The sequence below is a fragment of the Methylobacterium crusticola genome, assembly GCF_003574465.1.
Lineage (GTDB): Bacteria > Pseudomonadota > Alphaproteobacteria > Rhizobiales > Beijerinckiaceae > Methylobacterium > Methylobacterium crusticola.
Genome location: NZ_QOWC01000032.1, coordinates 36,786 through 48,377, shown reverse-complemented (window position 1 = coordinate 48,377; position 11,592 = coordinate 36,786). Strand labels below are relative to the sequence as shown.

Annotated in this window: 10 protein-coding genes and 1 pseudogene; 6 read left to right on the top strand and 5 right to left on the bottom strand. The window is 73.3% G+C overall.

Going from position 1 to position 11,592, the window contains the following annotated elements; all coding sequences use genetic code 11:
- Together DT057_RS36825 and DT057_RS15785 are read left to right on the top strand one after the other, a co-directional pair.
- A pseudogene (locus tag DT057_RS36825) lies at positions 1–89 on the top strand (transglutaminase-like cysteine peptidase); the annotation flags it as partial.
- 151 nt (positions 90–240) lie between these two features.
- Positions 241–933, top strand: coding sequence for a transglutaminase-like cysteine peptidase (locus tag DT057_RS15785; protein WP_128563058.1), 693 nt, complete (start codon positions 241–243; stop codon positions 931–933).
- A gap of 22 nt (positions 934–955) precedes the next feature.
- Here DT057_RS15785 and DT057_RS15780 read toward each other — a convergent pair whose 3' ends face one another.
- A complete protein-coding gene (locus DT057_RS15780; protein WP_128563057.1) occupies positions 956–1,285 on the bottom strand; it encodes a DUF6949 family protein in 330 nt (109 codons plus the stop codon).
- A gap of 337 nt (positions 1,286–1,622) precedes the next feature.
- Between DT057_RS15780 and DT057_RS15775 the strand changes: the two genes are divergently transcribed.
- Entirely contained in the window at positions 1,623–2,246 is a 624-nt protein-coding gene (locus tag DT057_RS15775) for a hypothetical protein (protein ID WP_238313345.1), read from the top strand.
- Between the two features lie 9 nt (positions 2,247–2,255).
- Here the strand turns inward: DT057_RS15775 and DT057_RS15770 are convergent, their stop codons facing one another.
- From DT057_RS15770 to pcaF, 4 genes are all read right to left on the bottom strand, one after another.
- Complete coding sequence (locus tag DT057_RS15770) at positions 2,256–2,453, bottom strand: DUF3126 family protein (RefSeq protein WP_407068095.1); 198 nt, start codon at positions 2,451–2,453, stop codon at positions 2,256–2,258.
- Between the two features lie 278 nt (positions 2,454–2,731).
- Entirely contained in the window at positions 2,732–3,571 is an 840-nt protein-coding gene (gene cysE / locus DT057_RS15765; RefSeq protein WP_128563054.1) for a serine O-acetyltransferase, read from the bottom strand.
- 254 nt (positions 3,572–3,825) lie between these two features.
- Positions 3,826–4,839, bottom strand: coding sequence for a helix-turn-helix transcriptional regulator (locus DT057_RS15760; RefSeq protein ID WP_128563053.1), 1,014 nt, complete (start codon positions 4,837–4,839; stop codon positions 3,826–3,828).
- A gap of 337 nt (positions 4,840–5,176) precedes the next feature.
- Complete coding sequence (pcaF, locus tag DT057_RS15755) at positions 5,177–6,391, bottom strand: 3-oxoadipyl-CoA thiolase (RefSeq protein ID WP_128563052.1); 1,215 nt, start codon at positions 6,389–6,391, stop codon at positions 5,177–5,179.
- A 196-nt stretch (positions 6,392–6,587) separates the two neighbouring features.
- Between pcaF and DT057_RS15750 the strand changes: the two genes are divergently transcribed.
- From DT057_RS15750 to DT057_RS15740, 3 genes are all read left to right on the top strand, one after another.
- Positions 6,588–6,959 (top strand): hypothetical protein, encoded by a 372-nt coding sequence (locus DT057_RS15750; RefSeq protein ID WP_128563051.1) that lies wholly within the window; start codon positions 6,588–6,590, stop codon positions 6,957–6,959.
- A 201-nt stretch (positions 6,960–7,160) separates the two neighbouring features.
- Positions 7,161–8,366, top strand: a complete 1,206-nt coding sequence (locus tag DT057_RS15745) for an efflux RND transporter periplasmic adaptor subunit (protein ID WP_128563050.1) — start codon at positions 7,161–7,163, stop codon at positions 8,364–8,366.
- Positions 8,367–8,376: 10 nt separating this feature from the next.
- Positions 8,377–11,547: a multidrug efflux RND transporter permease subunit gene (locus DT057_RS15740; protein WP_238313341.1), complete on the top strand. Its 3,171-nt coding sequence runs from the start codon at positions 8,377–8,379 to the stop codon at positions 11,545–11,547.
- The last annotated feature ends 45 nt before the right edge of the window (positions 11,548–11,592 follow it).

The window sequence follows — 11,592 nt, the reverse complement described above, 5'->3', positions numbered from 1 at the left end:
ACACCTTCATCAAGCGCGAGGCCCAGGACGCCGTCGCCTGGGTCTCCCTCGGCGGCGCCACGGCACCCGCCACGACGGCGAACCGCTGACCGGCCGCCGAATCAGGCCTCGGCCGACGCGTGCCGAATTGGAACCAAAGTGCGGCAGGGGCGTTAAATGGGGTTTAAATTTTTGTGTTGAGCCCCGCGCGGGCCCGTGGCAGCTTGGATGCAAGAACCGAGCACACAGGTCGATGGGGCAATGCGGGCAGTGATGGACGGCCTTGGCCGGGCGAGCCACGTCGATCGCCAGGGCCTTCTGACGCGCGGCGCCCGTGCCGCGCAACTCGCTCTCCTCGGAGCGACGCTGCTGATCGGGGGCGCCACCACCCAGGCGCAGACCCAGACCCTCGCCGCCCTGCCGGATGCCAGCGCGGCCATCGAGCGCGGCGGCAGCGCCAAGCCCGTCAGCGCCTGGAACGACTTCTGCAACCGCTACCCGGCCGAATGCGCCGTCGACACGTCCGAGCCCACGACCCTCGCGATGACGACCGCGCTCTGGCGCACCCTCACGGCCGTGAACCGCCGTGTCAACGGCCGCATCCGGCCGATGGTCGACCAGCAGCACTGGGGCGTGGTCGACCGCTGGGACTTCCCGGACGACGGGCAGGGCGATTGCGAGGATTACCAGCTCCTCAAGCGCCGCATGCTGGTCGAGCGCGGCCTCGCGCGCCGGGCGCTCCGCATGACGGTGGTGATCGACGAGATCGGCGAGGGCCACGCCGTCCTGATGGTGCGCACCGACCGCGGCGACTACATCCTCGACAACAAGACCAACGCGATTCTGCCCTGGCAGCGCACCGGCTACACCTACGTGAAGCGCGAGGGCCAGGACGGGCTGGCCTGGGTCTCGCTCAACGGCGTCGCCTCCCCGGTCACCACCGCGAACCGCTGAGCGGCGGCCGGGCGGGGGCCGGTCAGGCGCCCGAGACGAGGTGCGCGAGGTCGAGCACGACCCGGCCCGAGACCAGGCTCCAGCCGCAGGCGATCATCGTCGCCAGCATCACGAACGGGATCGGCCGGCCCTCGATCCTGCGCCCGCGCAGCGTGTTGCGCAGGATGATGAACGGCGCGCCGAACGCCAGCACCGGCAGGCACGCCACCGCGGTCAGGCCCCCGCCCTGCAGGAGCCCGAAGCTGGCCCGCCGCTCCGTCAGGAGCTCGAACGCGTTGGCGAGCAGCCCCGCGAAGGCGAGGCCGAGGACGAGGGTCTGAAGGTTCTCCAGAGCCGTCGGGGTCAGGGTCATGGGCGGGGCCTTCCGTCGGTCACGCGTCCGGCTCGCCAACCCGTGCGCGCGGGGCGCGGTGCCGTCGCGGTCACTCTGCCCGAGCCGCCGCGGCTTGTTGCGGTTAACGACGCGTTATCCACAGCCCGCGCGGGCGCGTCCCGATCCGGTGCAAAGCGGGCGCCCCGGCGGGAGGGGGCCGGCCCCGGGCGGCGGGCCGTGCGTCGAAATCCGGGGATCGCGGGTAGACCGGTAATCCAGCGTTAAGGCTGCCCGCGGATCGTCGCGGATGCGCCGCGGGGCGCGGACGACGGGGACGGGCGCGATGGGGCCTGGAGCGGGTGCCGCGACGGCGCGGATGGGACGCGGCGTCCCGGTCGATCGCCGGATCGGCGTCGGGGCGGTCCTCGTGCTCGCCGGCACGCTCGCCGGCACCGGGCTCGTCGCCGCCTGGCTCGCCGTCCCGCCGACCGTGGCCGGAACCCGCACGGTCGCGCGCCTCGCGCCCGCGCCCCTGTCCCTGCCCTCCGGCTGGTTCGTGCGGCCCGGCAGCGTCGCGGACGCGACGCCCGACCGGCTCGACCTCGCGATCCCCTGGGGCGACCTCGTCGGCGGGAGCGATCCGACCCGCATGCGGGTCACCGTGACCCGCGCCCCGGAGACGGAGGCGCCGCTGAGCCCGGCCCGCCGCTACGCCCGCTTCCTCACCGCCGAGACCCAGCCCCAGCCCGAGGGCCTGATGCGGCGCCGCTTCCGGGCCGGCACGCCGTTCGAGGGGGAGGATCTCTACCTGGCCCAGGCCGACGGCAGCCGCTTCGCGGCCCGCTGCGCCACCGGGTCCGTGCCCGATCCGGAGGCTGCCTGCCTGAGCGAGGTGCGGGTCGGCAATCTGTCCCTGCGCCTGCGCTTCGCCGCCGACCGCCTCTCCTCCTGGAGCGCGGCGCTCGACGGCCTCGAGCGGATCTTCGCCGCGAGCCCGTGAGCGGCCCGCTCACTCCTCCAGGTCGGTGTCGAGGATCGCCATCGAGAAGTTGAAGGAGCGGTCGCCGTCCTCGTCGTCCACGGACAGGACCCCGACGAACTCCTCGCCGATGTAGACCTCGGCCGAGTCGGTCTTCTTGGGACGGGCCACGAGGCGGATGGAGTGGTTCGCGAACGTGCGGCGAAGATAGCCCTCCACCTTCGTCATCTCGGTCTTGTTCACGCTGGCCTCTTCGTGCTGGAGCCTGTCCCGGGGCCGGGACCTCCCGCGCCACCGGACATACGACGCCTCGGCCCGCCCGCGCCCGGCCGGGCCCCGGTGAGGGCCGGTCGCGCGCGCGCGGACGAGAACGCCCCGACGCCCGCCGGCCTCGATCACGGCCGTCGGGCGCAAGGGGCGGCTTGGGGAGGCCCGCCTTGCCACGGCGGGCGCGGGGGAGCAAGGCGCGAGGCGTCGCCCGCGGGCGCCCGGGGCGGGCGCCCGGGTCAGATCCCGTCCATCAGGTGGATGAACTGGTCCATGGCGCGGGCCGGGTCGGCGCAGCCGGCCGAGCCGACCACCCGGGCCGGGACGCCGACGACCGTCGTGCAGGGCGGCACGGGCTGGAGCACCACCGAGCCGGCCGCGACCCGGGCGCAGGAGCCGACCTCGATGTTGCCCAGGATTTTGGCGCCGGCCCCGATCATCACGCCGTGCCGGATCTTCGGGTGCCGGTCGCCGCCGTGCTTGCCGGTGCCTCCGAGGGTGACGTCGTGCAGGATCGAGACCTCGTCCTCGATCACCGCGGTCGAGCCCACCACGAGGCCGGTGGCGTGGTCGAGGAAGATGCCGCGGCCGATCCGGGCGGCCGGGTGGATGTCGGTCTGGAAGACCTCGGAGGAGCGGCTCTGGAGGTAGAGCGCGAGGTCGCGCCGGCCGCGCTCCCACAGCCAGTGGCTCAGGCGGTGCGCCTGGATGGCGTGGAAGCCCTTGAAGTAGAGCACGGGCTCGATCGCCCGGGTGGTGGCCGGGTCGCGGTCCATCACGGCGCCGATGTCGGCCCGCATGGCCTGGCCGATGCGGGCGTCGTCCGCCACCGCCTCGGCGAAGCTCTGGGCAATCAGGTCCCCGGCGAGCGCCGGGTGGCCGAGCCGCGAGGCGACGCGGTGCGCGACGGCCGATTCGAGCGTGCCGTGGTTGAGGATCGTGGCGACGAGGAACGAGGCCAGGCGCGGCTCGGCGCGCACCACGGCCTCGGCCTCCTGGCGCAGGCGCCGCCAGACCGGGTCGACCACGCCGGCGACGGGATCGTGCTCGTGATGAGAGGGGGCTGGGCTGGACGACAACGGCCTTCTCCTCGGCAGCGCCTGCGGGCGAGCGGCGTGCCGGCCAGCAGGTCCATACGCGCAACGACGTTCCCCGCATAGCCTGGAGAGACACCCCGGTTTCATCAAGCCCCGGGGACTTTCAGGCGCGGGCGGGTGTCATGCGCGCGCGGCAGGTCTCTGCTGCTCTCTGCTGCAGGTCTCGGCCGCGCGTCGGGTCCCTGGGCGCCCGGTGGGACGGGGCCGGCCGGAGTCCCGCGGCGGGCACCCCGGCGTCAGCGGCGCGCGGCCGTGAAGTGGCCCTCCACGAGGCCGGTGAGCCGGCCCGCCGTCTCCGCCACGGTGTGGCCGGCGGTGTCGACCACGGCCCGGGCCCGGGCGTAGAGCGGCTCGCGGCTCAGCAGCACCGCCCGCAGCTCGCGCAGCGCGTCGTCGTTGTCGGGAAGCCGCGCCGCGCCGAGGCCCTTGGCGGCCTGCTCGCGCACGCGGTGCATGTGCTCCTCCGGACGGGCCTTGAGCCAGACCGTGAAGAAGGCGGACAGCAGCAGGTCGAAGGTGACCGGCTCGGCGACGATGCCGCCGCCGGTCGCCAGCACCATCGGGCCCGGCCGCTCGGCGAGGCGCCGGAGCGCCCCCTGCTCGAGCCGGCGGTAGGTCTCCTGCCCGTAGATCGCGAAGATCTCCGCCACCGAGAGGCCGTTCTCGCGCTCGATCTCCCGGTTGAGCTCGACGAAGCTCCAGCCCGTCCGCTCTGCCAGGATGCGCCCGAGGGTGGACTTGCCCGCCCCGCGCAGGCCGATCAGCGCCACCCGGCGGGCATCGCTCTCCCCCGGCGCCGCGGAGCCCGACAGGACCCGCTTGGCCTGCGCCACCTGCTCGAGGGTCGCCGATGCCAGGAGGTCGCGCACCACCGGCCAGTCCGGCGGGCTCTCCACGGAGGCGATGAGGTCCTCCAGCCGCACGCCCATCGCCTGAGAGACGCGGCGCAGCAGGATGATCGAGACGTTGCCCTGGCCGCCCTCGAGCTGGGCGATGTAGCGCTCCGACAGGCCCGACGTCTGCGACAGCACCTTGCGCGACATCGCCCGGACGGAGCGCATGGTGCGGACCCGCTGGCCGAGTTCCGCGAGGAAGCGGCTCTCCGGCCCGCCCGAATCGGCCTCCGTCCCGGCCGCGCCGGGTCGCGGGTCCGCCGCGCCGGGTCGCGGGTCGGCCGCGCCGGGTCGCGGGTCGGCCGCGCCTTGCCCTGGGTCGGCTCCGCCTGGCCGCGGCTCCGCCTTGCCGGTCACCGCGCCGTCACCCGAATCGGGCGCCAGGACGGGAGGACCGGCCGCAGGGCGGAGGGACCGGAGGGCCGAGCGAGAGGACATCGGGCATCGTGCGGTTTGCGGGGCGCGCGGGTGGGGGTGTCCCGTCGGCGACGGGCCGTCGGCCGCGCGGCCCAGGGAGGGTTGAGAACGGCGCCTGCTTATCCCACGCGGGGCCGGCTGGCGATGGTGCGAACCGCACACGGGACCGAAACGGGACGATCGTCCCGGTCGAGGGTGGGGGCCGCCCCCCGGCCCGCAAGAAACGGGCCGTTTCCGGCGGGACGGTGCGCGGCGCCGTGCGACCCGGGCTCCCGCCTCAGCCGACCCGCTCGACCGCGAGGGCCACGCCCTGCCCCACCCCGACGCACATCGTGGCGAGGCCGAGGCGCCCGCCTCGGCGCCCCAGCTCGCGGGTGACGGCGCCGGCGATGCGCGCGCCCGACATGCCGAGCGGGTGGCCGAGCGCGATGGCGCCCCCGTGCGGGTTGACGTGCTCGGCGTCGTCCGGGAGCCCGAGCCCGCGCAGGCAGGCGAGCGCCTGCGAGGCGAAGGCCTCGTTCAGCTCGACGGCGTCGAAGTCGCTCGGCTTCAGACCGAGGCGGGCGCAGAGCTTCTCCACCGCCGGGATCGGCCCGATGCCCATGACGCGGGGCGGCACCCCCGCCGAGGCGAGGCCGAGGACGCGGGCGAGAGGCGTGAGGCCGTGGCGCTCCGCCGCCTCCGCGGAGGCGAGCACCAGGGCGGCGGCGCCGTCGTTGACGCCCGACGCGTTGCCGGCCGTGACCGTGCCGTCCCGGCGCACGAAGGGCTTCAGCTTGGCGAGCCCCTCCGCGGTCGTGTCGGCCCGCGGGTGCTCGTCGCGCTCGACCCGGGTGTGGGTGCCCTTGCGGTCCGGGATCTCGACCGCCGCGATCTCGGCCGCGAAGGTCCCGTCGTCCTGGGCCCGGGCCGCCCGCGCCTGCGAGCGCAGCGCGAAGGCGTCCTGGTCGGCCCGGCCGATCTGGTAGTCCTCCGCAACGTTCTCGGCGGTCTCGGGCATCGAGTCGATGCCGTACTGGTGCTTGAGCACCGGGTTGATGAAGCGCCAGCCGATGGTGGTGTCGTGGATCTCGGCCTGGCGCTGCCAGGCGCCCTCGCTCTTGCCCATCACGAAGGGCGCCCGGGTCATCGACTCGACGCCGCCCGCGAGGGCGAGGTCGAGGTCGCCGGACCGGATCGCCCGCGCGGCGGCCCCGACGGCGTCGAGGCCCGAGGCGCAGAGCCGGTTCAGGGTCACGCCCGGCACCCGCTCGGGCAGGTCGGCGAGGAGCACGGCCATGCGGGCGACGTTGCGGTTGTCCTCGCCGGCCTGGTTGGCGCAGCCGAGGAAGACCTCCTCGACGCCGTCCTTCAGGCCCGGATGGCGCCGGACCAGCTCGCGCAGCGGCACCGCCGCGAGGTCGTCGGCGCGCACCCTCGCGAGCGCCCCGCCGTAGCGGCCGATCGGCGTGCGCACGTAATCGCAGATGTAGACGTCCCGTGCCGCGCCCATGCGGGTCTCCCTCGGCGGTTGCTCGGGCTTCGGCGCCCGTTTCGAAAATCCGGTACGGCGCACCATAGCGGCGATCGAGCCCGGACGAAATCCGGTCCGCCGCCGGCCGCACGCCATGCTGCGCTGCACAAAGACCGTCTGACACAATGTCGCGGTCTCTTGCGGCACCGTCCCGGAACTCCCACTGTGACGCTCTGTGAAGGTTCTCTGCACATCACTGGCCCGGACCTGCGCGTCGGCTCTGATCGGGCTCGTCCTCGCGCTGGTGGCGGTCTCCGCCGCGGACGCGGCCCCGGGCCGGAACGGCCCCGTGCTGCGCGCCGGCAACGCCCCGGGCGTCCTCGCGAGCCTGCACGCGCAGTGGGCGAAGTCGCCGGCCTGCACCCTGTCGGCGGCGGGCGTGGACAATCCCCGCCCGGACGACGGGGGCGCCGCGGGCGAGCCCGCGGCCGGGCTCGCCGACGGGCAGCGGCGCGCCGCCGTCACGCTCCTGCCGCCGCGCCGCCTCGGCTCCGGCGCCCTCGCCGGCCCGGCCCGGCTCGACAGGCCCCCGAAGACCGAGGCCTGACGAGAGGCCGCCCGCCCGCGTCCCGCCGCCCGGCCCGCATCGTGCCGGCGGCGCGGCCCCGCCCGGTCGGCCCCGCCCACGCCCACGCCACCGCCCCGGATCCCGGAGCCAGGGTGCGCCCCTGCGCCCGTCCGGGAGGCGCGACCGCGTGGGCGCCCCCGCCATCGCCGACCACTTGCCGAGAGCCGCGGGCCGCGCGACATGCACGCCACGCAGGAAAGACCCGACACCGTGACGCACAGCCGCCGCATCCTCATCGGGGCGTCCGCCCTCCTCCTCGGGCTCGCCGCCTGCAAGCCGGCGCAGCAGGCGGGCGCACCCGCGCCGCCGCCGCCGCCGGAAGTCGCCATCGTGACGGTGAAGAATCAGCCGATCCCCTTCGAGCGCGACCTGCCCGGCCGCGTCGCGCCGATGCGCATCGCCGAGGTGCGGGCCCGGGTCGCCGGCCTCGTGGTCAAGCGCACCTTCGAGCAGGGCAGCCAGGTCAAGGAGGGCGACATCCTCTACAAGATCGACCCGATGCCGTTCCGGGTCGAGCTCGACAGCGCCGAGGCCACCCTCGCCCGCACCGAGGCCGCCCTGGTGCTGGCGCGCCAGCAGGCCGAGCGCCTGGAGACCCTGCTCACCCGCCAGACCGCGAGCCAGGCCCAATACGACACCGCCTACGCGGCCCAGAAGCAGGCCGAGGCCGAGGTGGCGGGCGCCAAGGCGATGCGCGACCGCGCGCGGCTCAACCTCGGCTACACGGACGTGCGGGCGCCGATCTCGGGCCGCATCGGCCGGGCCCTCGTCACCGAGGGCGCGCTCGTCGAGCAGGGCGGCGCCAGCAACCTGGCGACGATCCAGCAGCTCGACCCGATCTACGTCGACATCACGCAGTCGGTCGGCGAGCTGAACAAGCTGCGCCGCGACCTCGCCAGCGGCGAGCTCGACCGCCTCGCCCCCGACGTCGCGGGCGTGCGGGTGATCATGGACGACGCCTCGCTCTACCCCGAGCCCGGCCGCCTGCTGTTCTCCGACGTCACGGCCGATCCCAGCACCGGCCAGGTCACCCTGCGGGCCGTCGTCCCCAACGCGCATTACGAGCTGTTCCCGGGCATGTACGTCCGCGCCCGCATCAAGCAGGGCATCGATTCCGACGCCATCGCGGTGCCCCAGCAGGCGGTCCACCGCTCGAACGACGGCCGCGCCCAGGTCTGGCTCGTCGGCGAGGGCGACAAGGTCATGCTCCACCCCGTCGAGGTCGGCCCGGTGGTCGAGGGCCAGTGGGTGATCCGCGACGGGCTCAAGGCCGGCGACCGGGTCGTGGCCGAGGGCTTCCAGAAGATCGTCGCCGGCACGCCCGTCGTCCCGGTGCCGTGGCAGACCGCCACGATGGCGGCGGCATCCCCGCCCGGCAAGCGCTGAGGAGCCGCCCGTGGCCAGCTTCTTCATCGACCGGCCGGTCTTCGCCTGGGTCCTCGCCCTCTTCATCTGCCTGGGCGGCGCCCTGACGATCCCGATGCTGCCGGTGGCGCAGTACCCGATCATCGCGCCGCCCTCGATCGCGCTCTCGACCGCCTATCCGGGCGCCTCCGTGGAGGACCTCTACACCGGCACGACGCGCCTCATCGAGGACGAGCTCAACGGCGCGGCCAACATCCTGAGCTTCGAATCGGCGAGCGATTCCTTCGGCGTCGTCGAGATCACCGCCACCTTCCAGCCCGGCACCGACCCGGGCTACGCCTCCGTCGAGGTGCAGAACCGCCTCAAGCGCGTCGAGGCGCGGCTGCCGGCCGAGGTGCGCCAGCAGGGCATCCTGGTGGAGGAGGCCTCCGCGGCGACGCTCCAGATCATCACCCTCGTCTCCAAGGACGGGTCGATGGACGAGGTCGCCCTCGGCGACTTCCTGATCCGCAACGTCATCAACGAGATCCGCCGCATCCCGGGCGTCGGGCGCGCCACCCTGTACTCGACGGAGCGCTCGCTGCGGGTCTGGATCGACCCCGACAAGCTCCGGGGCCTCGCCCTCAACGCCTCCGACGTGACGAAGGCGATCCAGCGCCAGAACGTCCAGATCGCCTCGGGCGCCGTCGGCGCGCAGCCGAGCCCGGCCGCCCACGCGGTCAACTTCCCGATCCTGGTCAAGGGCCAGATGCGGGCGCCCGACGAGTTCGGGGCCGTCGTGCTGCGGGCCAACCCCGACGGCTCGACCGTGCGCCTGCGCGACGTCGCCCGCATCGAGCTCGGCGGCGAGGACTACAAGTTCACCACCCGCCTCAACGGCGGCGAGGCCGCCGGCATCTCGGTCACCCTCGCCCCCGACGGCAACGCCCTTCAGACCGCCAAGGCCATCCGGGCGAAGATGGAGGAGCTGTCGCAGTTCTTCCCCGACACCGTGAGGTGGGACATTCCCTACGACATCACCCCGGCGGTCGAGGCCTCGATCGAGAAGGTGCTGCACACCCTGGCCGAGGCCGTGGCGCTGGTGTTCGTGGTGATGTTCCTGTTCCTGCAGAACATCCGCTACACCCTGATCCCGACCATCGTGGTGCCGATCGCGCTCCTCGGCACCTGCACCGTCATGCTGCTCGCCGGCTTCTCGGTGAACGTGCTCACCATGTTCGGCATGGTGCTGGCCATCGGCATCCTGGTCGACGACGCCATCGTGGTGGTGGAGAACGTCGAGCGGATCATGAACGAGGAGGGCCTCTCGCCAAAGGAGGCCACCCGCAAGGCCATGAGCCAGATCACCGGGGCGATCATCGGCATCACGCTCGTGCTCGTCGCGGTGTTCATCCCGATGGCGTTCTTCCCCGGCTCCGTCGGCATCATCTACCGGCAGTTCTCGATCGCGATGGTGACCTCCATCGCGTTCTCGGCCTTCCTGGCGCTCTCCCTCACGCCCGCCCTGTGCGCCACGCTCCTGAAGCCGGTCCAGAAGGGGCACGGCCACGCCAAGGGCGGGGTCTTCGGCGGGTTCAACCGCTTCGTCGACCGCGAGACCTCCCGGTACGGCCGCGGCGTGCGCTGGCTCGTGGCGAAGTCCGGGCGGATGATGATGATCTTCCTGATCCTCGTCGTCGGCGTGGCCTACGCCTTCGCGCGCCTGCCGGAGGGCTTCCTGCCCGTCGAGGACCAGGGCTTCTTCACGGTCGACATCCAGACCCCGCCGGGATCGTCCTTCAACCGCACGCTGGCGGCGGTGAAGAAGACCGAGGAGTACCTGATGGCCCAGCCGGGCGTCGCCACCGTGACGATCGTCAACGGCTTCTCGTTCTCCGGCCAGGGCCAGATGACCTCGCAGGCCTTCGTGACCCTGAAGGACTGGTCGGAGCGCGACGCGTCGAGCTCCGCCGCGGCGCTGGTCGCCGGCACCAACAAGGCCCTCGGCAGCTACAAGGACGCGGTGATCCAGGCCCTCGAGCCGCCGCCGATCGACAACCTCGGCAACGCCTCGGGCTTCAGCTTCCGCCTCCAGGACCGGGCCCAGCGCGGCTACGCCGCCCTGATGGCGGCGCAGGACCAGCTCCTCTCCCTCGCCAAGAAGAGCCCGGTCCTGAAGAACGTCTACGTCGAGGGCCTGCCGCCCGCCCCGCAGGCGGAGCTGGTGATCGACCGCGAGAAGGCCGCCGCCCTCGGCGTCAGCTTCGAGGACATCAACGAGACCATCCAGGTCAACCTCGGCTCGGTCTACACCAACGACTTCCCCAACCGGGGCAAGATGCAGCGGGTGATCGTCCAGGCCCAGGACGCCCAGCGCCTGAACGCCACCGACCTCCTGAATTACGGCGTCAAGAACCAGCAGGGCACGATGGTGCCGATGTCCTCCTTCGCCGACCTCAAGTGGAGCGTCGGCCCGGCGCAGATCATCGGCTTCAACGGCTACCAGTCGGTGCGCTTCACCGGCGAGCCCGCCGCCGGCTTCACGTCGGGCGACGCGATCGCCGAGATGGAGCGGCTGATGACCCAGCTCCCGAAGGGCTTCGGCCACGCCTGGACCGGGCAGTCGCTCCAGGAGAAGCAGGCCGGCTCGCAGGCGACGCTCCTCCTCGCCCTCTCGGTCCTGATCGTGTTCCTGTGCCTGGCGGCGCTCTACGAGAGCTGGTCGATCCCCCTCGCGGTGATGCTGGTCATCCCGCTCGGCGTCGTCGGCTCGGTCGCCGGCGTGATGCTGCGGGAGCTCCCCAACGACGTCTACTTCAAGATCGGCCTGATCACGATCATCGGCCTCTCGGCCAAGAACGCGATCCTGATCATCGAGTTCGCCCGGGAATTGTGGCGGCCGGGCACCCGCCTCGTCACCGCCACGGTCGAGGCCTCGCGCCTGCGCTTCCGCCCCATCGTGATGACCTCCCTCGCCTTCATCTTCGGCGTGGTGCCCCTCGCCATCGCGACGGGCGCGGCCTCGAAGAGCCAGCGGGCGATCGGCACCGGCGTCATGGGCGGCATGATCTCGGCGACCGTGCTCGCGGTGCTGCTCGTGCCGGTGTTCTTCGTCGTGGCGATGCGGCTGTTCCAGCGCCGCCGGGTGCGGGAGGAGAACGCCGGCGGGACCCCGGACCCGATCCCGGCCGGGGCGTCGCCGGAGCGGGAGCCCGCGCATTGAGGGGATCGGGGGCGGGCGAGGTGCGCCCGGGTCATCGGATCGCAG